General features: G+C 73.9%; 19 protein-coding genes. 4 read left to right on the top strand and 15 right to left on the bottom strand.

Features of this window, described 5'->3' with window-relative positions:
• Window positions 1-218 precede the first annotated feature (218 nt).
• Complete coding sequence (locus ACGF12_RS03490) at window positions 219-1,751, bottom strand: MFS transporter (RefSeq protein WP_393024892.1); 1,533 nt, start codon at window positions 1,749-1,751, stop codon at window positions 219-221.
• 210 nt (window positions 1,752-1,961) lie between these two features.
• Here ACGF12_RS03490 and ACGF12_RS03485 point away from each other — a divergent pair, with 210 nt between their 5' ends.
• Window positions 1,962-2,678 carry a TetR/AcrR family transcriptional regulator gene (locus tag ACGF12_RS03485; RefSeq protein WP_393024889.1) on the top strand — a complete coding sequence of 239 codons (717 nt, stop codon included), beginning with the start codon at window positions 1,962-1,964 and terminating at the stop codon, window positions 2,676-2,678.
• Between the two features lie 182 nt (window positions 2,679-2,860).
• Window positions 2,861-4,246: an ABC1 kinase family protein gene (locus ACGF12_RS03480; protein WP_393024886.1), complete on the top strand. Its 1,386-nt coding sequence runs from the start codon at window positions 2,861-2,863 to the stop codon at window positions 4,244-4,246.
• An 87-nt stretch (window positions 4,247-4,333) separates the two neighbouring features.
• Here ACGF12_RS03480 and ACGF12_RS03475 read toward each other — a convergent pair whose 3' ends face one another.
• From ACGF12_RS03475 to ACGF12_RS03460, 4 genes are all read right to left on the bottom strand, one after another.
• On the bottom strand, window positions 4,334-4,579 hold the full coding sequence (locus ACGF12_RS03475) for a hypothetical protein (protein ID WP_393024883.1): 246 nt from the start codon (window positions 4,577-4,579) through the stop codon (window positions 4,334-4,336).
• A 152-nt stretch (window positions 4,580-4,731) separates the two neighbouring features.
• On the bottom strand, window positions 4,732-5,100 hold the full coding sequence (locus ACGF12_RS03470) for a WhiB family transcriptional regulator (RefSeq protein ID WP_380615870.1): 369 nt from the start codon (window positions 5,098-5,100) through the stop codon (window positions 4,732-4,734).
• Window positions 5,101-5,268: 168 nt separating this feature from the next.
• The gene (locus ACGF12_RS03465; RefSeq protein WP_393024879.1) at window positions 5,269-5,715 is read right to left on the bottom strand and encodes a hypothetical protein; all 447 of its coding nucleotides are present in this window, start codon (window positions 5,713-5,715) and stop codon (window positions 5,269-5,271) included.
• A 294-nt stretch (window positions 5,716-6,009) separates the two neighbouring features.
• Entirely contained in the window at window positions 6,010-8,178 is a 2,169-nt protein-coding gene (locus ACGF12_RS03460; RefSeq protein ID WP_393025191.1) for an ATP-dependent DNA helicase UvrD2, read from the bottom strand.
• A gap of 263 nt (window positions 8,179-8,441) precedes the next feature.
• On the opposite strand from ACGF12_RS03460, the gene ACGF12_RS03455 reads away from it, so the two are divergent.
• Window positions 8,442-8,699, top strand: a complete 258-nt coding sequence (locus ACGF12_RS03455) for a mycoredoxin (protein WP_393024876.1) — start codon at window positions 8,442-8,444, stop codon at window positions 8,697-8,699.
• A gap of 44 nt (window positions 8,700-8,743) precedes the next feature.
• On the opposite strand, the gene ACGF12_RS03450 is transcribed toward ACGF12_RS03455, so the two are convergent.
• The 6 genes from ACGF12_RS03450 to ACGF12_RS03425 all read right to left on the bottom strand — a co-directional run bounded on the left by ACGF12_RS03450 (window position 8,744) and on the right by ACGF12_RS03425 (window position 16,793).
• A complete protein-coding gene (locus ACGF12_RS03450; RefSeq protein WP_393024874.1) occupies window positions 8,744-9,583 on the bottom strand; it encodes a GntR family transcriptional regulator in 840 nt (279 codons plus the stop codon).
• A gap of 230 nt (window positions 9,584-9,813) precedes the next feature.
• Window positions 9,814-10,773 carry an NAD(+) diphosphatase gene (gene nudC, locus ACGF12_RS03445; RefSeq protein WP_393024871.1) on the bottom strand — a complete coding sequence of 320 codons (960 nt, stop codon included), beginning with the start codon at window positions 10,771-10,773 and terminating at the stop codon, window positions 9,814-9,816.
• A gap of 87 nt (window positions 10,774-10,860) precedes the next feature.
• Window positions 10,861-12,264 carry a dipeptidase gene (locus tag ACGF12_RS03440; protein WP_393024868.1) on the bottom strand — a complete coding sequence of 468 codons (1,404 nt, stop codon included), beginning with the start codon at window positions 12,262-12,264 and terminating at the stop codon, window positions 10,861-10,863.
• A gap of 132 nt (window positions 12,265-12,396) precedes the next feature.
• Entirely contained in the window at window positions 12,397-15,252 is a 2,856-nt protein-coding gene (locus tag ACGF12_RS03435) for an FtsX-like permease family protein (protein ID WP_393024865.1), read from the bottom strand.
• Window positions 15,249-16,013: an ABC transporter ATP-binding protein gene (locus tag ACGF12_RS03430; RefSeq protein WP_393024863.1), complete on the bottom strand. Its 765-nt coding sequence runs from the start codon at window positions 16,011-16,013 to the stop codon at window positions 15,249-15,251. The genes ACGF12_RS03435 and ACGF12_RS03430 overlap by 4 nt, the downstream gene beginning before the upstream one ends.
• Before the next feature lie 141 nt (window positions 16,014-16,154).
• Window positions 16,155-16,793, bottom strand: coding sequence for a PadR family transcriptional regulator (locus ACGF12_RS03425; RefSeq protein WP_393024861.1), 639 nt, complete (start codon window positions 16,791-16,793; stop codon window positions 16,155-16,157).
• Between the two features lie 67 nt (window positions 16,794-16,860).
• On the opposite strand from ACGF12_RS03425, the gene ACGF12_RS03420 reads away from it, so the two are divergent.
• Entirely contained in the window at window positions 16,861-17,832 is a 972-nt protein-coding gene (locus ACGF12_RS03420; RefSeq protein ID WP_393024859.1) for an endonuclease/exonuclease/phosphatase family protein, read from the top strand.
• 12 nt (window positions 17,833-17,844) lie between these two features.
• Here the strand turns inward: ACGF12_RS03420 and ACGF12_RS03415 are convergent, their stop codons facing one another.
• The 4 genes from ACGF12_RS03415 to ACGF12_RS03400 all read right to left on the bottom strand — a co-directional run bounded on the left by ACGF12_RS03415 (window position 17,845) and on the right by ACGF12_RS03400 (window position 26,661).
• Entirely contained in the window at window positions 17,845-19,029 is a 1,185-nt protein-coding gene (locus ACGF12_RS03415) for a PP2C family protein-serine/threonine phosphatase (RefSeq protein ID WP_393024856.1), read from the bottom strand.
• 194 nt (window positions 19,030-19,223) lie between these two features.
• Window positions 19,224-22,538, bottom strand: coding sequence for a UvrD-helicase domain-containing protein (locus ACGF12_RS03410; RefSeq protein ID WP_393024854.1), 3,315 nt, complete (start codon window positions 22,536-22,538; stop codon window positions 19,224-19,226).
• A gap of 57 nt (window positions 22,539-22,595) precedes the next feature.
• Window positions 22,596-25,970, bottom strand: coding sequence for an ATP-dependent helicase (locus ACGF12_RS03405; protein WP_393024851.1), 3,375 nt, complete (start codon window positions 25,968-25,970; stop codon window positions 22,596-22,598).
• A gap of 313 nt (window positions 25,971-26,283) precedes the next feature.
• Window positions 26,284-26,661 carry an MGMT family protein gene (locus ACGF12_RS03400; protein ID WP_393024848.1) on the bottom strand — a complete coding sequence of 126 codons (378 nt, stop codon included), beginning with the start codon at window positions 26,659-26,661 and terminating at the stop codon, window positions 26,284-26,286.
• Between the last annotated feature and the right edge of the window lie 111 nt (window positions 26,662-26,772).

Below are 26,772 nucleotides of genomic sequence, written 5' to 3'. Positions count from 1 at the left end.
CTGGGCCCGGGGCGGAGGGCGCGACGCCCGCCAGGTGAGCCAGCTGAGCCCATAGCCCGCGCCCTGCCTGGGGCAGGGCGCGGGCCGGGAGAAGCGGGAGCCGCTGTTCCGGGAGGAAGTCGGCCCCGCCGACTTCCTGCGCAGCCCCCGGGAGAACGCCGAAGGCCGGCGCCCCCAAGGGCACCGGCCATCTCAGCGAGCTCCCGGCCGAACCGGCCTCAGGCGGCGATCCCGATCTCCTTCGCCGGCTCCGCGGCCTCCTCGGCCGCGCCCTCCCCCGCTTTCCGGTCCCGCATCACCAGTACGGCCACCAGCGCCGCCGCCAGCACCCCGATCGCGCTGACCGTGAAGGTCGTCGACATCGCCCCGGCGAACGCCTCCCGGGCGGTCCGCACCAGCCCGGCGTCCCCGTTCGCGGCCGCCAGCGCCCCGGCGATGGAGCGCTTGGCCTGCTCCGGCGTCCCGGCCGGCATCCGGCTCGCGAAGCCGCTCGACAGCAGCGAGCCCAGGATCGCGATGCCGAGCGCCGTGCCGGCCTGCTGGATGGTGTCGTTCAGCGCCGAGCCGACACCTGCCTGCTCCGACGGGATGGTCCCCATCAGCGCGCCGACCGCCGCCGGCATCGCCAGGCCCGCGCCGAGGCCGAGCAGTCCGAGCGCCGTCGCCGGGACGGCGAAGCCGGTCTCCGCGGAGACGGTGGTCAGCAGCGCGAAGGAGGAGGCCATGACGAGCATCCCGGCGAGGATCAGCAGCCGGTTGCCGAGCTTCGCCGCGAGCTTGGCGCCGACCCCGTTGCCGAGCAGGGCGGCGAGGGCCAGCGGCAGGAAGGCGAGGCCGGCCTTGACCGGCGAGTACCCGAGCACGAACTGCAGGTACTGGGTAAGCACCAGCAGCAGCCCGCCGTTGCCGATCTGCACGAGGGTCAGCGACAGCGAACCACCGCTGAAGTTGCGGGCCTTGAAGAGTGCCAGCGGCACCATCGGCGCGGAGGCGACGTTCTCCCACACGATGAACCCGGCGAGGGCGAGGACCGCGACGACCAGGGTGACCAGCGACCGGCCGGCGAAGGCGCCGTGCTGCGGGATCTCGATGATCCACCAGATCAGCGCGGTCATGCCGACGGCGGAGAGCACCGCGCCGAGCGGGTCGGGCTTCTGCCACTGGCCCTTGGACTCCGGCATCAGCAGCAGCCCGGCCAGGACCGCCAGCGCGACGACCGGCACGTTGATGAAGAAGATCGAGTGCCACGAGAAGTGGTTGATCAGCACGCCGCCCAGCACCGGGCTGCCGACCAGCCCGAGCATCGACACCGAACCCCACGCGGCCATCGCCTTGTTGCGCTCCTCCTCGTCGAAGACGGTGATGAGGATCGACAACGTCGAGGGCATGATCAGCGCGCCGCCGACGCCCATCGCGATCCGGGCCGCGATGACCTCGCCGGGGCTGGTGCAGAAGGTCGCCGCGAGTGACGCCGCCCCGAAGAGCAGCAGTCCGATGATCATGACCTTCCGGCGGCCGAACCGGTCACCGAGGCTGCCCGAGGTGAGCAGCAGTCCGGCGAAGACGAGGACGTAGGAGTCGAGGATCCACTGGGTGTCCTGGGCGCCGGCGCCCAGGTCGGCGGTCATCGAGGGGACCGCGACGGTCAGGGCCATGCTGTCGACCACCAGGACGAGCGAGCTCAGGCAGAGCACGATCAGGATCCACCAGCGGTGCGGGTTGCGGCCCTCGGCCGGGTTGCTCGCTGTCATCGGACACCCTCCCCTTCTTGCGCACACCGTTCCTTCGATGCGCACTGCGTTCCGTCGATGAGAACACTGTACGCACGGCGGAACAGTGTGCGCAACACCTGGCTCCTGTACGCTCAATGCGTACGGCGTGCGCACCTGTCGGCCGGCCGACAGCGCGAGCGGCACCGGAAACAGCGCCCCCGCGAGAGGGCCCAGGAAGAGGAGCCACCCATGGCCGCCCGAACGAACCCCGTCCCGTCCGTCTGGGCCCGCCAGCCGCGTGAGCCCGAGCAGCCCTCCCTGAGCCGGGCCGCGATCGTCCGCGAGGCGGTCGTCATGCTGGACGCCGAGGGCATCGACGCCCTGAGCATGCGCAAGCTCGCCACCCGCCTGAACGCGGGCGCGACCTCCCTCTACCGCCATGTGGCGACCAAGGACGAGCTGATGGAGCTCGCGGTGGACGAGGTCTTCGGCGAGATCGCCCTCCCGCCCGCCGACAGCCCGAACTGGCGCGCCGCCGCCGTCGAGGCCGCCCAGGCCTTCCGGGCGACCGCCCTGCGCCACCCCTGGCTGTCCTCGGTGCTGGGCCAGGCCGGTCTCGTCTACCTCGGCCCCAACCTGATGTCCTTCTCCGAGCGACTGGCCGCCCTCTTCGCCGCGGCCGCCTTCCCCGAGCCGGCCCGGGCGATCGAGACCCTCATCTCCTACGTCGTCGGCATGAGCACCGCCGAGGCGGCCTGGCTCACCGCCGTGGCCCGCTCCGGCGAGAGCGAGACCGAGTTCGTCGCCCGGCTGATGCCCGCCGCCGAGCAGGCCACCGTCGGCTACGAGCACCTCAACGGCGACTCCACGGCCGCCGCCGTGGACCCGGCCGCCGCACGCGACGCCAAGTTCTCCTACGGCCTGGAGGTCGTCCTGGACGGCCTCGCCCTGCGGCTGCCCCGCTGACCCGTCGGTCCACCGGACCAAGCCGCCCAACTCCCCGCAAAGACCCCGCGAGGGACTCCGCGAGGGAACGGCGCCGCCCGCCCGCCCCGTAAAACACCGGCGGCCGTGGGGTGGGGAGCGGGCACAATGGCGTAGTGATGGTGGGCCGTCCGGTGTCGGGGGGCCAGGGATTGGAGGCCCGGGTGAGCGATCTTCCGCGCAAGGCAGTGACCCGCACGGCACGGCTCGCCGCCCTACCGCTGGGGATAGCCGGACGCGCCACGCTCGGACTTGGCAAGCGCATCGGCGGCCGCTCCGCCGAGGTGGTGACGGCCGAGCTCCAGCAGGCCACCGCCGACCAGCTGTTCAAGGTCCTCGGTGAACTCAAGGGCGGGGCGATGAAGTTCGGGCAGGTGCTGTCCGTCTTCGAGGCCGCGCTGCCCGAGGAGGTCGCCGGGCCGTACCGGGCCGCACTCACCAAACTGCAGGACGCCGCTCCCCCGATGCCCTCCGCCAAGGTGCACGCCGCGCTCGCCCAACGGCTCGGGGACGGCTGGCGCGAGCTGTTCCGGGAGTTCGACGACCGCCCGGCGGCCGCCGCCTCGATCGGCCAGGTGCACCGGGCGGTCTGGCACGACGGCAGACGGGTCGCGGTCAAGGTGCAGTACCCGGGAGCGGGTGACGCGCTGCTCGCCGACCTGTCCCAGCTGAGCCGGGTGGCCTGGCTGCTCGGCCCGCTGGTTCCCGGGCTGGACATCAAGCCGCTGATCGCCGAGCTGCGCGAGCGGGTCTCGGAGGAGCTGGACTACGAGCTGGAGGCACAGGCCCAGCGCCGGCACGCCGAGGAGTTCGCGGGCGACCCGGACATCCTGGTGCCGAACGTGGTGGCGCAGGCCGACCAGGTCCTGATCACCGAGTGGATGGACGGCACCCCGCTGGCCGAGGTGATCGCGCGCGGCACCCAGGAGGAACGCGACCGCGCCGGGCAGCTGCTGGCCCGGTTCCTGTTCGCCGGCCCGTCGCGGACCGGTCTGCTGCACGCGGACCCGCACCCGGGCAACTTCCGGCTGCTGACGGACGACGGCCCGGCCGCGGGCTGGCGGCTGGGCGTGCTGGACTTCGGCACGGTGGACCGGCTGCCGGGCGGGCTGCCCGAGCCGATCGGGGCCTCGCTGCGGATGGCGCTGGACGGGGACGCGGCCGGCGTGCTGAAGATGCTGCGCGAGGAGGGCTTCGTGAAGCCCTCGATCCGGCTGGACCCGGACGCGGTGCTGGACTACCTGCTGCCGATCATCGAGCCGGCCGCGGTGGACAGCTTCCATTTCACCCGGACGTGGATGCGCGCCCAGGCGGCCCGGATCGCCGATCCGCGCTCGCCCGCCTACAACCTGGGCAAGCAGCTGAACCTGCCGCCCGCGTACCTGCTGATCCACCGGGTGACGCTGAGCACCATCGGGGTGCTGTGTCAGCTGGGCGCCAAGGCGCCGTTCCGCGCCGAGATGCTTCAGTGGCTGCCCGAGTTCTCTGACGGGCCGTCCGCGGAGCCGGCCGAGTCCGTGCGGCGCGCCAAACCCGCCCGCAGGCGCTGACCGAGGGCGCCGAACGGCCGCAGGCCGCTCCCCGTGGACGGGGGGCGGCCTGCGGCACGACAGGGGCGGTACTACGGCGGTCGGCGCTTACATCAGCGCGACGGCGAGGGCCTTGCGGGCCCGCAGCGAGGCCCGCTCGGCCCGCTGCCGGAGCTTGCGGGCCCGGACGACCCGGCTGACGAGCCGTTGGTTCTCGGCCTCGTGCAGCCTGTCTTGCATATGGGCACGGGCCAGGGATTCATGCAGGAGTTGCATCTCGAGGATCCTGTTCTGGGTCTGAAGTTCGGCGGCCTGCTCGGCGCGGACGGTCGGATCGATGGCGGCGGGGGTCATGTGGTGGTCCTGCTCGTGGTGCGTGCTCGGGAATGGGCGGGTGCGGGCCGCTGAGTCGGCCTTGGCGGCGGCGATCCTTACGGACCGGCGGAGGGCGGTATCCAACGGGGGCTGCTCTCCCCGGCGGACGGCCCTGGCGTGGTCGGCGGGGTTCACGCCATGACCTCGGTCTTGCGCGGACGGCCACGCGGCCGCTTGCGGGCCACGACGACGCCCTGGACGAAGAGCTCGCCACCCCAGACGCCCCACGGCTCGCGCCGCTCCAGGGCGCCGGCCAGGCAGGCCTCCTTCACCGGGCAGGTGCCGCAGAGGGACTTCGCGTACTCGACGTCGGCGGGCGTCTCGGCGAAGAAGACCTCGGGGTCGAAGGCGCGGCACGGGATGGGGAGACCGAGTGCCTCGGCCTGCTCGATCGAGCTGATCTGCATGGAAGGAACCTCCGGGGGGTCGGCCTGGTCGGCCTTGGTGATCTGGCTTGTCGGCGGTACGGACGGGATGGGCGGCGTGATGACCGTGGACACTGTGGGCGTCTTCCTCGTCTTCTCAGTGGTTCCGGCCCAGTGGACTGGTGGTGCTGGGCCGGAGGCCCCGGGGGGCCTGGGTGGTCTTGCGTACCGGACAAAACAGAAGGGCCGCGGATCCCGGTGTGACGGGTTCCGCGGCCCTGGAGGTGCCGACCTGAGGCTGACTCAGGTTCGTTCTCTCCAGGGTTCAGGCCCGCGGAAGGCCCGCATCCGGATGGCCTTGGCGCCGATAAAGGCGGCCGTGGCCTGCTTAATCTGCTGCTCGTTCTGCTCCTGGGCGTTTCCGGCACCGATGACCTGCGCATAGCCGCCATGCATGGCGGCGGCTACGGCCGCCTTCGGTGCCTGGATCGGTCGCTCATCGCACATGGGACGCGACGCATCGACCGACGCCCAGTCACGGGACAGACCGGCCTCGACAACGGTGCCTTCGACACTCCTGCCGCCCGTGATGCGCAGATCAGTGTGTCCAAGACCACTGACAACGGAGGCGACGGAGACACCGGTGGTGTCGAGACCCAGACCGGTTCCACCGAGCTCGGCGAGCGCCCGCAGGCGGGCGGCACGCAGGGAGGCAGCGACAACGGTCTGGCCAGTCATTTTGGTGATCATGATGTTTCCCACTGTCTTCGCCTCCTCTCGGCGTCTCGCGGAGCCTGGTTCCCCTGGCTCCGAATGTTCGGATGTCTGTCTCGGTAAAGCTGTGGGGCGAGGGGAATCGGCACAGGTGTCACCCCGTGCGACCGCGTCCCCTTGACCGCTCCGGCAGGCTATTGCGCTCCCGGTATGCCGCGCAAACTATTTTTCACGCGAGTTCTGCGGCGCGTTACACGGCGCGATCCGCGACACGTTCCGCGGCGGCTTCGAAGTCCCCCGAGCAGTCCCCTGGACCGCGCCCGCGCCGGCTCACACCGGATCGACCGGACCGTCGTCCTCGACGCCGTCCGGATCCTCCTCGGGCTCCTCCCCCGCACACAACGAGAGCACGGCGGCCCCGTACTTGTCCAGCTTCATGGCGCCGACCCCGGAGATCAGTGCCAGTTCCCGGCTGCTGGAGGGCACGTCCTCGGCGATCGCCATGAGCGTCGCGTCGGTGAACACCACGTAGGCCGGGGCGCCCTGCTTCCTGGCCTGCCGGGCCCGCCACTCGCGCAGTCGCTCGTACAGTCCCTCGTCCATGGAGGAGGGGCAGTCCTCGCAGCGGCGCAGCTTGCGTTCGACGGCCTCGGTGAGGACCTTGCCGCAGACCCGGCAGGTGACCGGGCCGCGGACCCGTCGGGCGGCTGAGCGCTCGCCGGTCTCGACGCTCCCCCTTCCGCCCCGCCCGCCGGTGCGCGCGCCGGGGGCGGCGGAGCCGGGGCGCAGTCCGTCGAGGAAGCGGCTGGGCTTGCGGCCGGCGCGGCCGCCCGGGGAGCGGGCGAGGGCCCAGGAGAGGCTGAGGTGTTTGCGGGCGCGGGTGACGCCGACGTAGAGGAGGCGGCGTTCCTCCTCCACCTGTTCGTCGGTCTTGGCGTAGATGATCGGCAGGGTGCCCTCGGTGAGGCCGACGAGGAAGACGGCGTCCCATTCGAGACCCTTGGCGGCGTGCAGGGAGGCGAGGGTGACGCCTTCGACGGCGGGGGCGTGCTGGGCGGCGGCGCGGGCGTCGAGTTCGGCGACGTAGGCGGCGAGGTCGGTGGTGCGGCCGTCGGCGGTGCGGGTGCGCTCGAACTCCTCCGCGAGGCGGACGAGGGCGGCGAGGGATTCCCAGCGGTCCCGGACGGCGCCGGAGCCGGCGGGGGGTTCGGGGGTGAAGCCGCGGGTGGCGAGGACGGCGCGGACCTGGCCGGCGAGGTCGGGGGCGCCGGCGGTGAGCGGGTCGGCGGCGGCGCGGGCGGCGCCGCGCAGCAGGACGCCGGCGTCGCGGACCTCGGGGCGTTCGAAGAACCGTTCGGCGCCCTTGAGCTGGTAGGGGACGCCGAGGTCGGCGAGGGCCTGTTCGTAGACCTCGGACTGGCCGTTGGTGCGGAACAGGACGGCGATCTCGCTGGCGCGCACGCCGGTGGCGAGGAGGTCCTTGATGCGGCGGGCGGTGGTCTCGGCCTCGGTGGGTTCGTCCTCGTACTCGGTGTAGACCGGTTCGGGGCCGGCTTCGCGCTGGGAGACGAGTTCGAGGCGGTGGCGGGCGGCTTCGCCGCGGGCCTGGGCGAGGAGTCCGTTGGCGAGGTGGACCACCTGGGGGGTGGAGCGGTAGTCGCGGACGAGTTTGACGACGGTGGCCTCGGGGTGGCGGCTGCGGAAGTTGAGGAGGTAGTCGGGGGTGGCGCCGGTGAAGGAGTAGATGGTCTGACTGGCGTCGCCGACGACGCAGAGGCTGGCGCCGCCGCCGGGGCCGGTCCACTGGTCGAGCAGGCGCTGCTGGAGCGGGGAGACGTCCTGGTACTCGTCGACGGTGAAGTGCCGGTACTGGGAGCGGACCTGGTCGGCGATGTCGGGGCGGTCCTCCAGGATGGCGGCGGTGAGGAGCAGGACGTCCTCGAAGTCGATGGTGCCGCGGCGGCTCTTGGTCTCCTCGTAGACGCGGTAGACCTGGGCGGTCTCGGCGGGGTCGCGGGGGGCTTCGCGGCCGGACTTGGCGACGGCCGCGGGGTAGTCCTCGGGGCCGGTCTGGGTGACCTTGGCCCATTCGATCTCTGCGGTGAGGTCGCGCAGTTCGGTGCGCTGGACGCGCAGCCCGCAGCGGCCGGCGGCTTCGGCGACGAGCTGGACCTTGCGTTCGAGGAGCTGGGGTACGGGGCCGCCGACGGCGCGGGGCCAGAAGTACTGGAGCTGGCGCAGGGCGGCGGCGTGGAAGGTGCGGGCCTGGACGCCGTCGGCGCCGAGCTGGCGCAGGCGCCCGCGCATCTCGCCGGCGGCGCGGGCGGTGAAGGTGACGGCGAGGACCTGCGCGGGCTGGTAGACGCCGCTGCGCACGCCGTAGGCGATGCGGTGGGTGATGGCGCGGGTCTTGCCGGTGCCGGCGCCGGCGAGCACGCAGACCGGGCCCTGCAGGGCGGTGGCGACGGCGCGCTGTTCGGGGTCGAGCCCGGCGAGCACGGCGTCGGGGCCCGTGGCGGCGCCGGGGTCGGCCCAGGGGGAGCCGTGGGGGCCGTCGTAGGGGCTGCCGCTCAAGAGGTCTTCCTGCATGCGTTCCATCCTCTCAGTCCGGTGGGACAACGGGGGCGGGGTTGTCCACAGGCCCGGTGTGATCGCAGGATGATCGCGCCGCGTGCCGACCGATGGCATGGCGGAATGCCCGCCGCCCGGCGGACGTTTGGTCCAGGGACCGCGTGAACCTCTCTTTCGAAGGAGCCCCCTCAATGTCCGGCACCGTGACGATGTACAGCACGACCTGGTGTGGGTACTGCAACCGCCTCAAGAGCCAGCTGGACCGTGAAGGCATCGGCTACACCGAGATCAACATCGAGGAGGACCCGGCGTCGGCGGCCTTCGTGGAGTCGGTGAACGACGGCAACCAGACGGTGCCGACGGTTCTGGTGCAGCCGGTCGGCGGCGGCGAGCGGGTCGTGATGACCAACCCGAGCCTGCTGCAGGTCAAGAAGGCCCTGGCGGCCTGATCCGCCCACCCCGAGCGCAAAGGGGCCGGCCGGGTCGGCGCGCGTCACGGCGCGTCGGCCCGGGCGGGGTCGACGGGGGCGGCGGGGGCGGGCAGGGTGGTGCGCGCGCCGAGGTCGCCGATGCCGTAGACGAGCCGGCTGCGGTCGGCGGAGTAGCGGGTCTCGATGACCCGTACGGGCCCGCGCCGGTCGTAGGTGACGCGGGTCTGCACCATGAGCGGGACGCCGGGGCCGCCCTGGAACCACTGGGCCTCCTCTGGGCCGGGCATCCGGGCGACGAGGTGGTCGACGGCGCCGATCTCGGTGCGGCCGAGGGCGGCGAGGACGGCTTCGTCGCCGCCCTCGACGGGGTCGGGTTCCATCAGCGGGGTGCCGGCGGCGAGTCCGGCCCGGTAGTGGCTCTCCTCGATGGAGTAGGGCTCGCGGTCGAGCAGCCGCAGTTGGCGGCGGACCACGATGGCCTCGCCGGGGCGCAGTCCGAGGCGTTCGGCGATGTCGACGCGGGCCCGGACGATCATCATCTCGAAGTCGGTGCCGAGTTCGCGCCCGGCGTCGGCGGCTTCGCCGAGGTAGACGGCGGAGGGCGCGCCCAGGCAGTCGCGGGGCTCGGGGGCCAGGTCCGGGCCGTAGGCGCGGTGGTCGAGGACCGGGTGTTCGCGCAGGTAGGTGCCCTTGCCCTGGAGGCGGACGAGTCGGCCTTCGTTGACGAGGACGTCGACGGCGAGGCGGACGGTGTTGCGGGCGACGCCGTACTGGCGTTCCAGTTCGCTCTCGACCGGCAGGGCGGCGTCGGCGGTGAACTCGCCCTCGGCGATCCGGCGGCGCAGGTCGGCGGCGAGGCGCTGGTATTTGGGGGATTGGGCGGTGCCCCGGGGGATTGTCACCCGAGTGAATGTAGCGAGCGCGGTGACGCGGTTTCAGCCGTTTCCGGCAATGTCGTCCGCGCGGGTTGACGGTGGGGGCGAGGGAACGTCCTGCGGTAGCAGAACTGGCCCGTCCGGCCACGAACAGCAGGTCGTGGCGGGTTCGGGAAGGGCTGGAAAAGAAAAACGGGGGCGCGCGGCATAAGCCGCACGCCCCCTTTCGCACGGAAGCATCGGGAATTCGTACAGGATTACCAGCGCGCGGTCGCCGGCAGCGGCTCCCCGTACCAGAGTTCGACCAGGTGACGGGCGATCGAGATGCCGGAGGGCGGCAGGATCTCGCCCGCGGCCATCCCGGCCCGCAGCTCCTCGCGGGAGAACCAGCGCGCCTCGGCGAGCTCCTCGCCGTCCACGGTGATCTCGGTGCCGCCGGGCAGCGCCTTGCCCGCGAAGCCGAGCATCAGGCTGGACGGGAACGGCCAGGGCTGACTGGCGACGTAGCGCACCTCGCCGACCCGCACCCCCGCCTCCTCCTGCACCTCGCGGGCCACCGCCTGCTCGATCGACTCCCCCGGCTCGACGAAGCCGGCCAGCGTGGACCAGCGGCCCTCCGGCCACAGCGCCTGGCGGCCGAGCAGGCAGCGGTCCTGCTCGTCGGTGATCACCATGATCACCGCCGGGTCGGTGCGCGGGTAGTGCTCGGCCGCGCAGGAGGTGCAGCGCCGCACGTGCCCGGCGCCGGCCTTCTCGGTCGGGTGCCCGCAGCGCGAGCAGAAGCTGTGCAGCCGGTGCCAGTGCTCCAGCGCGACGGCGTGCACCAGCAGCCCGGCGTCCCGGTCGGACAGCAGCGCTCCGACCTCGCGCAGCCCGGCCGGGCGGGCGTCGCCGTCCAGTCGGCCGGGCAGGCTCTCGCCGGCCAGCGCGAAGTAGGAGACGCCGTCCTCGTCGGTGCCGAGGAAGTACCGGTCCCCGGTCTGCGGCGCCTCGAAGGAGGGCAGCAGCACGAGTTCGGTGCCCTGCGCGGTGTCGACGACGAAGGCCTCGCCGCCGGCGATCGGCAGCACCCGGGTGGCGGGGTGGCTCCACGCGGCCGCCAGCCAGGGCTCGTCGAACCGGTGCTCGGCCGCCCGGTCCACCCCCGACCTGGCCAGGGCCAGGGCCAGTGGGCGCTCGGTCTCAGGCACGGTGCTCACGTCGTTCCATCCCCACATGGTGAATCATCCGGATGAGTGATCTGACTGCCATGTGCACGGACCCGTGCACCGAACGGACTCATGCGCCCGCCTCGCTCCGCCCGCTCACGCGCCGGGCCGGAAGTTCTCGGCCAGGTCGCCCCACAGGTACGCGGCGGTCTCCACGCCCTTGGCCAGCAGGTCCAGCTCGACCTTCTCGTTGACCGAGTGCCAGCCGTCCGAGGGCACCGAGATGCCGAGGAACAGCACCGGGGCGCCCAGCACGTCCTGCAGGTCGGCGGCGGGGCCGGAGCCGCCCTCGCGGGTGAAGAGGATCTTCTGCCCGAAGGCGCGGCCCATCGCACGGACGGTGGACTGCAGCGCCGGGTGGTCCAGCGGGGTCAGGCACGGCCGGGTCGCGCCCGGGAAGGCCAGCTCGTACCGGATGCCCTCGGGCACCTGCTCGGCGACCCAGTCGCGCACGGCCTCGCGGACCTTCTCCACCTCCATCCCGGCGACCAGCCGGAAGGACAGCTTCAGGTGCGCCGAGCTCGGCACGATGGTCTTGCCGCCGGGGCCGGTGTAGCCGCCCCAGATGCCGTTGACCTCGGCGGTCGGGCGGGCCCACACCCGCTCCAGGGTGGAGTACCCGGCCTCGCCGCGGGTGCCGTACGACTTGGCGACGCGCAGCCACTGCGCCTCGTCGAAGGGCAGCTCGGCGAACAGCTCGCGCTCGCGGTCGGTCAGCTCCACGATCCCGTCGTAGAAGCCCGGGATCGCGACCTTGCGGTCGGCGTCGTGCAGGGCGGCGGCCAGCTCGGCCGCGACCTGGGCCGGGTTGGGGACGGCGCCGCCGAAGGAGCCGGAGTGGATGTCGGTGTCCGGCCCGTACAGGTCGAGCTGGGCGTCGGCCAGGCCCCGCATGCCGGTGCAGACGGTCGGCGTGGTCTCGGACCACATGCCGGTGTCGGAGATGACCACCACGTCGGCGGCCAGCCGCCCGGCCTCGCGCCGGACCAGGTCGGCGAAGTGCGGCGAGCCGGACTCCTCCTCGCCCTCGATCAGCAGCTTGAGGTTGACGGCGGGCGCGGTGCGGCCGGTGGCGGCCAGGTGGGCGCGCACCCCCAGGGTGTGGAAGAACACCTGGCCCTTGTCGTCGGCGGCGCCGCGCGCGTACAGCCGCCCGCCGACCACGGTCGGGGTGAACGGCTCGGTGTCCCAGCCGTCCTCCTGGGCGGCGGGCTGCACGTCGTGGTGCCCGTAGACCAGGACGGTCGGCGCGGACGGGTCCCCGGAGGGCCACTCGGCGAACACCGCCGGCAGCCCGTTGGTCTCCCACACCTCGGCGACCGGGAAGCCGGTGTCGCGCAGCTTGGCGGCCAGCCACTCGGCGGAGCGGCGCACGTCGCCGGCCCGCTCCGGGTCGGCGGAGACCGAGGGAATGGCCAGCCACTCGGAGAGGTCGGCGAGGAAGGCGGCCTGGTGCTGGTCGATGTAGGAGCGGACGACGCTGTCCGGGGTTCTCGTCATACCGACGACTGTAGTTCGCCCGTGCGGGTGTCCGCCCCGGCCGTCCGGTTGCTGCCGCTCGTCGGGGCTGTAACCTCCGTCACCCCCGCCGCCGGGAGGGGCGGACGGGGGTGACGGAGGCCGCGTGGGAGGTCAGCCCGTGCGGCGCAGCAGCGAGATCCGCGAGCGGGTGAGCAGCGCGGCCAGGCCGGCGGCGAGCAGCGGCAGCGCCACCACGGTGGCGGCGATGGTGGGCCAGGGGAAGACCACGGACGACCTGTCGGCGAGATCCTCGGGGCTCATGCCGGGGTAACTGTCCGCGATGCCCTGGACCTTGCGCAGCGCCACGGCCGGCAGGACGCCGCAGACGGTGCCGAGCAGGGTGCCCATGGCGGCGATCACCCCGCACTGGAAGCCGGACAGCGAGCGCCGGATGCGCGGTTCGGCGCCGACCGCGGCGAGGGTGGTCAGGTCGCGCTGGGAGTCGGCGGCGGCCAGTCCGGTGGCGATGCCGGCCGCGCCGAGGGCGACCAGGGCTGCGAAGCCGGCCAGGCCGAGGCCGACGAGTCCGGCCTTGGACTGGTAGCCGCGTTCGACTTCGAGGACGGAGTGGTCGGCGAGCTTGGCGAGCGCGCCGTCGGCCTTCTGCTGGTCGCCGTCGGAGGGCGCGGCAGCGGGCAGCCAGACCGAGCCGGCCGGCCTGGTGGTGAAGCCGAGCCGAGTGGCTGCGTCCGGGGTGATCACGGCCTGGCCGGGGGCCGGCGCCACGGCGGAGGCGAGGACGGCGTCGACGGCGGCCTCGGTGATCTTGGGCTTGCCGGGCACGGTTCCGTCGGCGCCCGTGGACATCGGCTCGGTGTACTGGAGGACGACCTTGCCGTCCTTGATGTAGCGCGGGTCGAAGACCACGGCCTTGCCGGCGGCGAGGGCCTGGCCGACGGCCGGGTCGGTGACGCCGTACAGGTTGCGCAGCAGGGTGGCGTCGCCGGCCGTGATGTCGCCGTAGTGGCTGCCGCGGCGTTCGCGGACCTGGCAGCGCGGGTCGCTGTTGCGGAGCCGTTCGGCCTCGCCGGAGCTGAGCGGGGTGTCGCCGTCGTAGATCGGGCAGCGCCGTTCCTTGGGCGGCATGACCTGGATGTAGCCGCAGGATCCGCCGTCCCGGCAGTCGCCCTTGTAGTCGACGTGGGAGACGTCGGCGCGCGGGCCGAGGGCGGGGATGCTGTGTTCCACGCTGTCGCGCATCTGCGGCAGCAGCTTGCCGTCGGGGCCGCTGGTGTAGCCGCTGCCGAGCATGACGGCGCCGGAGGGACCGGAGGCGACGTACTCGCGGCGGTACTGGTCGTCGTAACTGGCGATGTAGACGTTGACGGCGACGGAGCCGGCGACGGCGGCCATCACGGCGGCGACGGCGGGTGCGGTGCGGCCGCGGTGGCGGACGGAGTCGCGCAGGGCGAGCCGGGGGCCGAGCGGGAGCAGGCGGCCGAGCTTGCCGAACAGGCCGACCAGGTACGGGGTGAGGGCGACCATGCCGAGTTCGGCGACGAGCGAGCCGCCGAGGACGGCGATGCTGCGGCTGGCGAAGCCGCTGGTGGCGCCGAGCAGGGCGAACGCGGCGCCACCGGCGAGCATCAGCAGGCCGAGCAGGGCGAGTTTGCGGCTCGGGGGCTTGAGCGAGTCGCGGCCGGTGAGGGCGGAGACGACGTCCTGGCGGGAGGCCTGGACGGCGGGTACGACGGCGGCGAGCAGTCCGGTGACCAGGCCGACCAGGAGTACGCCGAGCAGGTCGAGCGGCTGCAGGTTGAAGTGGCCGAAGCGGGCGCCGGAGTACTCCTCGGCCCGGGTGCGCAGCAGGGCGACCAGGCCGACGCCGAGGCCGAGGCCGGTGGCGGCGCCGGTGAGGCCGAGGACGATGCCGCCGCCGAGGACGACCGCGCGGACGTTGGCGCGGTCACCGCCCGCGGCGGCGAGCAGGCCGAGCTGCCGCCGTGAGCGTCGGGCCCCGACGGCGAAGGCGGGGCCCGCGAGGAGGACGATCTCCAGCAGGGCCATGCCGACGACGGTGGCGAGGATGACGACGGAGGTGCGGTCGAGGAGGGCGGTACGGAAGCCGCTGTTGTGCCGGTCCATCTCGACGTAGTAGGGCACGTCGCCGCGCGCGGGCGGGTCGAGCAGGACGGCGCGGGAGGTCAGGACGAAGCCGTAGCCGTTGAGTTCGGTGACCTTGGCCCAGTCGAGGGTGGCGCCGGCGGGGAGCCTGACCAGCCAGCGGGTGGCCGGGCCGGAGTCGTGGCCGGGGTCCTGGGAGAGCTTTCCGATCAGGGCGCCGGGCCGGGCGATGAGTTCGGTGACCGCGAGGTCGCCGGGGTACTCGACGACGGCGGTGATGGTGAAGGGGCTGGACTCCAGGCCGCGGACGGTGGTGCGGTCGCCGATCCTCAGCCCGGAGCGCTTGAGGAACGCCCGGGTGACGGCGGCCTGTTGGTCGTTGGTGGGGGCGCTGCCCTCGACCAGGTCGACCCGGCCGTTCCAGATCGGGTCGGTGAGGTCGGCTTCGCTGGTGCGGGTGCTGAGCAGGCCCTGGGTGCTGGTGGCCGCGGTCTCGGGGCCCTGGGGCTCGGGCACCAGGGTGCTGCCGGGCGGCAGCAGCTGCCGGGCCAGCTGGGCGGGTTCGGTGTCGAGGGCGCGTTGCTGGGCAGGGGTGTACTGCGGGGCGGTGCCCTCCTTGGCCTCGTACTTGGGGTTGTCGACCATGAGGCCCTGGTCGGGGTCGGGGGCCTGTTTGACGGCGGATCCGCGGTGGTCCATGGCCAGTTCGCCGGCGGCCCGGCCCATGATCCGCACGACCTTCTCGGCGGGTTCGAGGGTGGCGCTGCGGAAGACCACGTCGGCGCCGGTGACGCCGAGGACGGGCAGCGCGACCATGGCGATGACCAGGGCGCTGCGGCCCTTGGCGCGTAGGGCGTCGCGGCGGGCGATACGCAGGGCGAGCCGCCAGGCTCCGGGCTTCACTCGTCCACCTGCTTGCTGTTCGCGGCGGCGCTGACGAGCAGGCTGGCGGCGTCCTGGCTGACGGATTCGTCGACCATGCGGCCGTCACGCAGGAAGACCACGCGGTCGGCCCAGGCGGCGTGGCGGGCTTCGTGGGTGACCATCATGGCGGCGGCGCCGGCGTCGCAGCGGGCGCGCAGGACGGCGAGGACGGCTTCGCCGGTGGTGGAGTCGAGGGCGCCGGTGGGTTCGTCGGCGAGGACGAGGCGGCGGTCCCCGATCACGGCGCGGGCGATGGCGACGCGCTGCTGCTGGCCGCCGGACATGTCGTCGGGGAAGCGGTCGGCGAGTTCGGGGATGCCGAGTTCCTCCAGGGCGGCGAGGGCTTCGCGGCGGGCGGCGCGGACGGAGAGGCCGTCGAGTTCGCGCGGCAGGGAGATGTTCTCGGCGGCGGTGAGGGCCGGGATCAGGTTGTAGTCCTGGAAGACGTAGCCGATGGAGCGGCGGCGGACCTGGGCGAGTTTCTTGCGGGTGAGGGCGCCGAGTGCGATGCCTTCGACGAGGACCTGGCCGTCGGTCGGGGTGTCGAGGCCGCCGGCGAGGGTGAGCAGGGTGGACTTGCCGGAGCCGGACGGGCCCATGACGGCGACGAATTCGCCGGGGTGGACCTTGAGGTCGACGCCGCGCAGGGCCTGGACCTCGGCGGCGCCCTGGCCGTGGACGCGGGTGACGTTCTCCAAGTGCAGCACCGGTTCCTGCCGGGGCTGTCGGGTGTGGGACATGCTTCCCCCCTTGTTCTGGGACATGGTTCCCCCGTTGTGCTGGGTGCGGGTCCGGCGCCGGAGCGCCGGCCGGTGATTCGGGACGGCCGGTGGTTCGGGTCGGCCGGTGGTTCGGGTCGGCCGGGGCCGATGGGACGGGCTCTAGGCGCGGGTGCGGCGGCCGAGCCGGGTGGGCTTCTTGGGTGTGGCCTCGGCGTCGCGGGTGGTCTCGGCGGCGCGGGCCCGGTGGAGTTCGGCCTGTTGGGCGAGTCGGGTCTCGCAGTGGTCGAGCCAGCGGATCTCGGCTTCGGTCTGGAAGATCAGCTGGTCGAGGACGAGCAGCCAGGCGAGTTCGTTGCTCTCGGTGGGCACGGTGCCGGGTCCGGCCTCGCCGGCGAGGGCGCGGCCCTTGAGCCGGGTGTAGTCCTGCAGTGCCTTGATGCTGTGCCGGCGCTGGCTCTGGACGACGGCGCAGACGTCCACTCCGGGGACGGTGACGGCCATGGCGAGTTTGATGGCGAGTTCGTCGCGCGGGGGGTTGGTCCGGGGCACCGGGGTGTCGAACCAGGCCCGCAGTTCGGCGCGGCCGGCGTCGGTGGCGGCGTAGAACTGGTGGCCCTCCTCGTCCTCGCCTGCGGGTTCGACCAGGCCGTCGCGCTCCAGTCGGGAGAGCGTGGTGTAGACCTGCCCGACGTTGAGCGGCCAGGTGGCGCCGGTGCGGGCCTCGAACTCGGTGCGCAGTTGGTAGCCGTAGCGGGGGCCCTGGTCGAGCAGGGCGAGCAGACCGTGGCGGATGGACATACTCGGTATGTATACCCGGTATGCCCTGCCGCCTCAAGCCGCGCCCCCTCGGGTACCGTCGTGCGGTGTGAGCCAGTTGCGCATCGCCACCTTCAACCTGTTGCACGGTCAGCCGCTCGCCCCGGACGGCGCGCCGCGGCCCTACCCGGCCGACGCGGGCGCCCCGTTGGCGGAGGCGGTGGCCGCGCTGGACGTCGACGTGCTGGCCCTGCAGGAGGTGGACCGGCACCAGGTCCGCTCGGGCGGCACCGACCAGGCGGCGGTGGCGGGCGCGGCCATGGGCGCCGGCGACTGGCGCTTCGCCGCCGCGCTGCACGGGCGCCCGGCGCCGGTGGCGGGCTGGGTCCCGGAGCCGTCCGGGCCGAACGGGCTGCGGGTGTACGGGCCGGGCGAGGTGGGCGACGGCGCCCCGCCCTCGTACGGGACGGCGCTGCTGACCCGGCTGCCGGTGCGGCACTGGCGGGCCCGGCGGTTCGCCCCGGCGCCGTTCGGGCTGCCGCTGCGGGTGGCCGGGCGGCGCGGGCTGACCCCGGTGCCGGACGAGCCGCGGGCGGCGCTGGCCGCGGTGCTGGAGGGCGGGCGCGGGCCGTTCACGGTGGTGGCGGCGCACCTGTCCTTCGTCCCGGGCTGGAACATGGCGCAGCTGGCGGGCATCCGGCGCTGGATCGCCGATCTGCCGCAGCCGTACCTGGTGCTGGGGGACTTCAACCTGATCGGCGCGGTGCCGCGCACGGTGCTGGGCGGGGCGACGGCGCTGGAGCGCACCGCGCCCCGGGCGCGGGTGCGCGAGCTGCGGGCGGCGCGGCGGGTGCGGCCGGCCTTGGCGGAGCCGCGCCGGCGGCGGGTGCGGGAGCCGCGGGCGCGGCTGCAGGGCTGGTACGACCTGGCGCGCACGCCGACCTATCCCTCGCACCGGCCGGCGGTGCAGTTCGACCACGTGCTGGCGGTCGGGGTGCCGCGCGCGGCGGTGGGCCCGGCGGCGGCGCCGCGCGCGGTGGTGTCGGACCACCGGCCGCTGGTGGTCCGGGTGTCGCTGTGAGCCGTCGTTGAGCTAGCGGGTCGTCAGGACGGCGTTCTGCTGCGGCAGCTGGAAGGCCGGGGTCGGCTGGGGGTCGTACTGCAGGAGCAGCATGGCCGCGTCGTCACAGAGTTGGCGGCCGACGTGGCGCACCACGTCCTCGTGCAGGCGCTGCAGGACGTCGGCGGGGCGGCCGTCGGCGCAACGCGGGAGGCGTTCGGCGAGCGGGTAGAAGGCGCCGGAGCGGTCGCGGGCCTCGATCACCCCGTCGGTGAACAGCAGGACCCGGTCGCCGCCCTGGAGCGGGACCCGGTGCACCGGGGGGTGGACGTCGGCCGGATCGAGGACGCCCAGCGGCGGTACGGTGTCGGCGAGTTCGAGCGGGCGGACGGTGTCGCCGCGCAGCAGCAGCGGCGCGGGGTGTCCACAGTTGACGAGTTCGGCGGTGCCGTCGGGGCCGACGCCGATCAGCACCAGGGTGACGAACTCCTCCTCCACGCCGGGGTGATCGTTCTCGTGCAGGGCGCGGTCGAGGCTGACGGCCAGCCAGCCGGCCACCCGGTCGAGCGCGGGTTCCTGGTGGGCGGCCTCGCGGAAGGCGCCGAGGACGGCGGCGGCGGTCTCGACCGCGCCGAGACCCTTGCCGCGGACGTCGCCGACCACGGCCCGGACGCCGTGACGGGTGTTGACGACCTCGTACAGGTCGCCGCCGATGCGGGCGTGTGCGGCGGCGGCCTCGTAGTGGACGGCGGCGCGCATGCTGCCGACCTTCTCGGGGACGGGCCGCAGCAGGACCCGGCGGGCGATCGAGGCGACCAGCTGGGCGTCGGCGAGGGCGCGCTCCTGGCGAAGCCTCAGGGTGGCGCTGACCCAGCCGATCGTGGCGACCAGCAGGACCGCGATGACGCTGGCGGCGTGCACGGACTCGCCGAGCGCGTCGCTGTGGAAGGCCATCAGGAAGGCCGCCGCCTCGGTGTACAGGCCGATGACGAGCGGGTACCAGGTGCGGCGGCTGACCACGGCGGCCAGCGCGGGAACGGCGGTGAGGGCGGGTTCGACCGTCACCTCGGTGCCGCTGAGGTAGTCGAGGACGACGATCAGCGCCATGCCGATGAGGGGCAGCGCGAGCGCTGTCCTCGGCCAGGTGCCGGTCGCGCCCGGGGCGGGTCCCGGGGTCGGCCCGGTGAACCGCTCTCTGATCCATCCGGTCGCGCTCAACTTCGGTCTCTCCAGCAGAAGGCGCCGATGCCCGGGGGCACCTGCGGTGATGACTGAGGGTTAGGGAACGCGGGCCTCGCTGGCGGCCGGAGCACGGGGGTTGACCGGTTACCGACCCCACAATAGGCGCGAAACGTGCGCGACGCACAGGTTTCGGACGTCGACGTGATGACTTGGATGCTCTGCGTGACTCATTAGTCACTGTTCCCGATCAGGAGCCGTTCCAACTCTTTTCGGTCGGGAAGTCCTTCCGGACGGACGATCCGCCCGCTGCGGACGTACAGGAACGAAGCCGTGACCTGCTCGGGATCCACGCCCGCCTGCTCGGCCCAGGCCAGTCGGTAGACCGCGAGCTGCAGCGGGTCGGCGGTCTCCTCGCGATGGGTCTTCCAGTCCACCACTTCGTAGCGTGACGCACCACCCGATTCTGACAGTACGTCACCGCCACGATAGACCGCGTCGATCCGGCCGCGCACCACCCGCCCCGCCAGCACCAGCTGGAACGGCGCCTCCACCCGGTGGGGCTTGCGCTGGGCGTACGGGGTGCGCAGGAACGCCTCCTTGAGCCGCTCCAGGTCCTGCTCGTCCTCGATGCCGTCGTCGTCGGCGCCGGGCAGCGCGCCGGGCTCGATCAGCAGCAGCGGCTCGATCCGGGACTGCACCCAGGCGTGGAAGCGGGTGCCGCGCCGGGCGGCGGGCTGCGGGGGGCGCGGCATCGGGCGGGCCAGGTCGCGCGCGAAGCCGTCCGGGTCGGCGGCCAGGCGCAGCAGCTGGGTGGCGGACAGCGCGGCGGGCAGCGGCACCTCGCGGGCGGTGCGCCGGGAGCGCTCCAGCTCGCCCAGCAGCGCGGTCAGGTCGCGGTCCCAGGAGGCCACCTGGCGCTGGTCCTCGGCGGACATGGGCTCGGGTCCGCCCTGAGCCGGCGCCGGCTCCGAGGGCCCGGAGGCGAACGGGCGAGTCACAGGGGCAACCGGGCGAGTCACAGCGGCAACCGGGCGAGTCACAGGTCCGCCCGCGATCCTGCCGCGCACCACCTCGGCGACCCGGCGGCGGGCGTGCTGCGCGGCCGGGTCCAGCGGCAGCGGCCAGGGGCGTTCGACGGCGGCGGCCAGCGCCGGGTTCTCGGCACCCTTGTCCGGCTGCTCGGCCCAGTGCTCGACCTCGCCGGCGCCCGGCCGCTCGCAGTGCTCGCGCAGCCGCTCCAGGAAGACGGACGGGCCGCGGACGGTCTTCTGGCTGGGCCCCCACCAGTGGCCGGAGGCCAGCAGCAGGGACCGCGGCCGGGTGAACGCGACGTAGCCCAGGCGCAGTTCCTCGGTGCCGGAGTGCTCGGCCAGCTCCTTCTTGAACGCGGCCATCGACTTGCCGTTCCAGCCGCCGCGCACGTCGGGCAGGGTGGCGGCGTCGCCGCGCAGGGCGTGCGGGAGCACGCGCTTGGTACTGGTCCAGCGTTCGCGCGGGGTGCCGGACGGGAATGCCCCCTTGACCAGGCCGGGGACGGCCACCACGTCCCACTCCAGGCCCTTGGACTTGTGGGCGGTGAGCACCTTCACGGTGTCCTCGCCGCCGGGCAGGCTGCTGTCCAGGCCCCGCTCGTACTCCTGGGCGGCGCGCAGGAAGCCGAGGAAGGCGGCCAGGCCCGGGTCGCCGTCCAGGTCGGCGAAGGAGGCGGCGACGTCCAGGAAGGCGTGCAGGGTCTCCCGCCGCCGGGCGGCCAGCGCCTGCGGGGAGGCGGCGAGTTCGACCTCCAGGCCGGTGGCGGCCAGCACCCGGTGCAGCACGTCCATCAGCGGGTCGGCGAGCGAGCGGCGCAGCTCGCGCAGTTCGGCGGCGAGCCGGGCGAAGCGGACCCTGGCCTCGGCGGAGAACGGCAGGTCGTCCGGCTGGTCACCGCCTTCACCGGGTGAGGTGGTGAGGAAGGTCTCCACCGCGTCGGCCAGCGAGACCACCTCGGTGGGGTCGGCCTCGGCGACGGCCGCGGCCAGCGCCGTCACGCCCTCGGGCCGCTCGGTGCGCACCAGGTCGGCGGCGCGGCGGCCGAGCAGGGCGAGGTCACGCGGGCCGATCCGCCAGCGCGGACCGATCAACAGGCGCACCAGGGCGGCGTTGGCGGTCGGGTCCTGCAGCACCTCGCAGACCGCCACCAGGTCGGCCACCTCGGGCAGTTGCAGCAGCCCGCCGAGGCCCACCACCTCGACCGGCACCTCGCGGGCGACCAGGGCGGCGTGGATGTCGGGGAAGGCCGCGCCGCCGCGGCACAGCACGGCGATCCGGCCGGGGGCGGTGCCGGTGCGCACCAGGTGGGCGATCGAGTCGGCGAGCCAGTCGACCTCCTCGGCGTGGGTGGGCAGCAGCGCGGCCCGCACGTAGCCGTCCTGTTCGGCGCCGGGGGCCGGGCGCAGCGCCTCGACGCCCTCGTGCATGGCGCGCAGCGGGGCGGCGAGTTCGTTGGCGAAGGCGAGCAGGCGCCCGCCGCTGCGGCGGTTCTCGCTGAGCGCGTAGCGGTCGGCGGGGCGGCCGTCTGCCTTCGGGAAGTGCCTCGGGAAGTCGTCCAGGTTGGCGACGGAGGCGCCGCGCCAGCCGTAGATGGCCTGGCAGGGGTCGCCGACGGCGGTCACCGGGTGGCCGCCCCCCCGCTGGTCGGGGCCGGCGCCGAACAGGCCGGCGAGCATGAGCCGCTGGGCGACCGAGGTGTCCTGGTACTCGTCGAGCAGGACGACCTTGAACTGGCCGCGGAGCAGTTCGCCGACCTCGGGGCGCTGCTGGGCGAGGCGGGCGGCGGCGGCTATCTGGTCGCCGAAGTCCATCAGCCCGGCGCTCTGCTTGCGGCGGCGGTACTCCTCGACCAGGCGCAGCAGTTCCAGTCGGGCGCGGGCGGTGGCGGGGACGGCGCGCAGGTCGTCGTTGCTGAGCTTGACGGTGGCGAGGGTGTCGAGCAGCTCCTCGTCGTGGGCGCGCAGGGCGGCGGGCTCGACCAGGTGTTCGGCGAGTTCGCCGTCCAGGGCGGTGAGGTCGGCGACGAGGTTGGCGAAGGTGCCGGTGAGGGCGGGGAAGGGGCCGCGGGCGGTGCGCAGCACCTTGGCGGCGAGCTGGAAGCGGGTGGCGTCGGCGAGCAGCCGCACGTCCGGTTCGATGCCGATCCGCAGGCCGTGCTCCTTGAGGAGGCGGCCGGCGAAGGCGTGGTAGGTGGAGATCTCCGGGTCGCCGAGGGGGTCGGTGTCGGCCCGGTCGGCGACCCCGGCCCGGAGCAGGCTGGCGCGGACGCGTTCGGCGAGCTCGCCGGCGGCCTTGTTGGTGAAGGTGAGGCCGAGGACCTCCTCGGGCCGTACGGCGCCGGAGCCGACCAGCCAGACGACCCGGGCGGCCATCACGGTGGTCTTGCCGGAGCCGGCGCCGGCCACGATCACGGCCGGTGCCAGGGGGGCGCCGATGGCCGCCATCTGCTCCCGGTTGAACGGGATGCCCAGCAGCTCCTTGAGCTGGTCGGGATGGCTGAGCACGGCGGTCACCCCGCAACCGTAACCGGAGCGGCGGACATTCCCCGCCGGGCGTTCCCCGACCGTTTCCTACTCCACGAGCTGTGCGCCGTCGCGCTGGGCGGAGCAGCTGCGGCGGAAGGTGCAGCGGTCGCAGCCGCTGCCGGTCTGCGGGACGAAGCGCTCGGCGAGGACCTTGCCGGCGGTCTCGGCGAGCAGGTTCTCGATCCACGGGTCGCCCTCGGGCGGCTCCTGGCGCTGCACCTTGGGGGCGTCCGGGGCGGCCTTGGCGGCGGGTTCGCGCAGGTGGACGAGTTCGGCGCCGCCGGTGGCCGGGGGGCGGGCGGTGAAGCCGGGCAGCTCGTTGAGGGCGCCGGCGCGCACGGCGAGCTGGTAGACGGCGAGCTGCTTGTGCTCGGGCAGCGACTTGTCGGTGGGGATCTGCTTGCCGGTCTTGAAGTCGACCACGTAGGCGCGCCCGGCCCGGTCCTTCTCGACCCGGTCCATGGAGCCGCGGATGCGCACCGAGACGCCGCCGACGTCGAGGGTGACGTCGAAGCCGTGCTCGGTGGCGACGACGTCGCGGCCGCGTTCCAGGACGTGCCAGTTGAGGAAGCGCTCCAGGGCGGCCCGGGCCTCGCCCTTCTCCTGCTGGGACTTCCAGGGGGCGTCGAAGGCGAGCGCGTCCCAGACGGTGTCCAGGCGTTCCATGAGGACGGCGAGGTCGGCGGGGGTGCGGCCGGAGCCGACCTCGTCGGCGAGGGCGTGCACCACGTTGCCGAAGCCCTGGGCGGCGGAGCCGGCGCTCCGGGCCTTGACCTCCTTGTCCAGGAACCACTGCAGCGAGCAGTTCTCCAGCTGTTCCAGGCCGCTGCCGGACAACCGTACGGGCAGGTCGGCGCTGCGCAGCGGTTCGGGGGCGGCGGTGGCGTCGTCCAGGCCCCACCAGCGGTCGGGGTGGGCGGCGGGCACCAGCGGCAGGCCCTCGTCGTCGGTGGCGGCGGCGAGGGTGGCGAGGCGTTCGGCGGCGGCGCGGCGCAGTTCGGGCGAGCGGGCGGGGTCGACGGTGACGGCGCGCAGTTCGGCGACCAGGGCGGCGACCGACAGCGGGCGGCGCGGGCGGTGGGTGACGTCCTCGACGGTGACCGGCGGGGTCCGGCGCAGTACCTTGCCGGTGCGCGGGTCGACGTCCTCGCGGTAGAGCTCGCGCAGGAAGCGGGAGGGCTTGTCGCCGTCGTCGGCGGGCGCCTTGACGGCGGTGACGATCAGCCGTTCCTTGGCGCGGGTGGCGGCGACGTAGAAGAGGCGGCGTTCCTCGCCGAGCAGGGCGGCCGGGGAGAGCGGTTCGGCGAGGCCGTCGCGGCCGATCCGGTCGGCCTCCAGCAGGGAGCCGCGGCGGCGCAGGTCGGGCCAGAGGCCGTCCTGGACGCCGGCGACGACGACCAGGCGCCATTCCAGGCCCTTGGAGCGGTGGGCGGTCATCAGCCGGACCGCCTCGGGGCGCACGGCGCGGACGGTGAGGGTGTCGGCGGCGATGTCCTGGGCTTCGAGTTCGGCGAGCAGGTCGAGGGCGCTGCGGTGGCCGGTGACCTGTTCCTCGGCGCGGGCGGCGGTCTCGAAGAGGGCGCACAGCGCGTCCAGGTCGCGGTCGGCGTTGCGGCCGGCGGCGCCGCCGCGCAGGGCGGCGCGTTCCAGGCGTTCGCGCCAGCGGCGGCTGCCGTCCCACAGCTCCCACAGGGCGTCCTCGGCGGTGCAGCCGCCGGCGAGGCGTTCGCGGACCTTGCGCAGCAGGGTGCCGAGGTCGCGGGCGCGGCGGGCGATCGCCGGGTCGAGGGCGATCAGGCGCTCGGGTTCGGCGAGGGCCTCGCGGATCAGTTCGCCGGCCGGGCGCAGAGCGGCGGCGGGGCGGCCTTCGGCGCGCAGGGCGGCGCGTTCCTCCTCGCGCAGGGCGCGGCCCAGGCGCCGCAGGTCGGAGCCGTCGAGGCCGCCGAGCGGGCCGGTGAGCAGGGCGTGGGCCAGGTCGACGGTGAGGGGGTCGGGGGTGTCCGGGCCGGCGGTGTCCTGCTCCGCGGAGTCCTGCTCTGCGGAGTCCGGGTCGCCGTGCCGGTCGCGGGCGGCGACCCGGGTCGCCTGTTGGGCGCAGACCCGCAGGGCGAGCAGCAGCTGGGCGACGGCAGGCTCCTCGCGCAGCGGCAGGTCGTCGCCGTCGATCTCCAGCGGGACGCCGGCCGCGCCGAGCGCCCGCCGCACGCCGGGGATGGAGCGGGCGCCGGCCCGCACCAGCACGGCCATCTCGCCCCAGGGCACGCCGTCCTCCAGGTGGGCGCGGCGCAGCAGGTCGGCGATCGAGTCGAGTTCGGCGCCGGGGGTCGGGTAGGTGTAGACCTCGGCCCGGCCGCCCTCGCGGGAGGGCAGCAGGGCGCGGTGCTGGGCGAGTTTGTCGGCGGGCAGCCGGCCCATCGGCATCCGGCGGGCGAGTTCGCGGGAGGCGGCGAGCAGGACGGCGCCGGAGCGGCGGGAGACGCGCAGCACCTTGACCTCGGCCGGGCTGCCGTCGGCCTGGCGGAAGGTCTGCGGGAAGTCGAGGATGCCGTTGATGTCGGCGCCGCGGAAGGCGTAGATCGACTGGTCGGGGTCACCGACGGCAACGAGGTCGCGTTCGCCGCCGGCGAGCTGGCGCAGCAGCCGGACCTGGGAGGGGTCGGTGTCCTGGTACTCGTCGACGAAGACGACCTCGTAGCGCTGCCGGAGCTCCTCGCCGACCTCGGGGCGTTCGGCGAGCAGGACGGCGCGGTGGACGAGTTCGGCGTAGTCGAGGACGCCGCGCAGGTCGAGGACATCGAGGTAGTCGGCGAGGAAGTGCGCGGCGGCGGCCCAGTCGGGGCGCTGGACGCCCTGGGCGAAGCGTTCGAGTTCGGCCTCGCCGAGGCCGAGTTCGCGGCTGCGGGCGAGGACGGCGCGGACCTCGTCGGCGAAGCCGCGGGTGGTCAGGCAGGCGCGCAGGTCCAGCGGCCACTGGATGCGGGTACTGCCGAGCTTGGCGTCCTCGGCGCCGCCGGCGAGCAGTTCGCGGACCATGACGTCCTGCTCGGGGCCGGAGAGCAGCCGCAGCGGTTCGGCGTAGTCCTGCGGGTCCTGGTGGGCGCGCAGCAGGGCGTAGCAGAAGGAGTGGAAGGTGGTGGCCTGCGGGGCGGCGGCGGTGCCGAGGCGGCCGGACATCCGGTCGCGCAGTTCCATCGCGGCCTTGCGGCTGAAGGTCAGGACGAGGATCTTCTCGGGGTCGGTGCCGTCCTGGACGCGCCGGGCGACCGCCTCGACCAGGGTGGTGGTCTTGCCGGTGCCCGGTCCGGCGAGGACGAGCAGCGGGCCGCCGGTGTGCTCGACCACGGCGCGCTGGTAGGCGTCCAGCACGGGCGGGTCGGGCTGGACGAGCGGGCTGCGCACGAGCCGGTACGGCGAACTCATGCGCCCGCCTCGCTGCGCTCGGCAGGGGCATTCGCCCACACGCACCTCTTGATGGCTCGCTCGCTCCGCTCGCTCACGCGCCCGCCTCGCCGCACTCGGCAGGGGCATTCGCCCACACGCACCTCTTGATGGCTCGCTCGCTCCGCTCGCTCACGCGCCCACCTCGCCGCACTCGGCAGGGGCGTTCGCCCACACGCGCCTTTCGATGGCTCGCTCGCTTCGCTCGCTCACAGATGGTCCTGAGGTAGTGCAGGGGGCATGGCCGGGCGGGCCCGCCGGGGCCCGCCCGTATCGAGCCTACGATCCTGCCCCGTCAATCCCGCCCGCGCGAAGGATCCGGTGAAATCTGCTCGCCGTCCCAGCGGGCCCGCCTCAGGTCGACCCGGGGCGGGTCGGCGAGTTCGCGCAGCGGGGTGCCCTCCTCGCTGTAGTGGGCGAGGGCGCGGTGCTCGTGCCCCGGCAGGAAGCGGCCGTCGGCGCGGATCACCCGCCACCAGGGCACCGACCCGCCGTACAGTGCCATCACCCGGCCGACCTGCCGGGGGCCGCCCTGGCCGAGGTACTCGGCGACGTCGCCGTAGGTCATCACCCTGCCGGGTGGAATCCGCTCGGTCAGGTCGAGCACGAGTTCGGCGAAGGGCGGTAGGGCGCCCGGGAGGCCGTCGTCTGTTACGTCCGTCACCTGCGGCATTCTTCCTTACAGGGGCGCACGCGCGGCCCCGCGCCTCCGATCCGCCGCGCCCGATCCGCCCCCTGTCCAGCACAGGGGCGCGGGGCATGCCACCATCTTCGGGGCGGTGAG

Origin of the sequence: Kitasatospora sp. NPDC048296, from assembly GCF_043201815.1 — a bacterium.
Classification (GTDB): Bacteria; Actinomycetota; Actinomycetes; order Streptomycetales; family Streptomycetaceae; genus Kitasatospora.
Note: the sequence above shows the minus strand (reverse complement) of the source record. Positions and strands in the feature narration are given on the sequence as shown.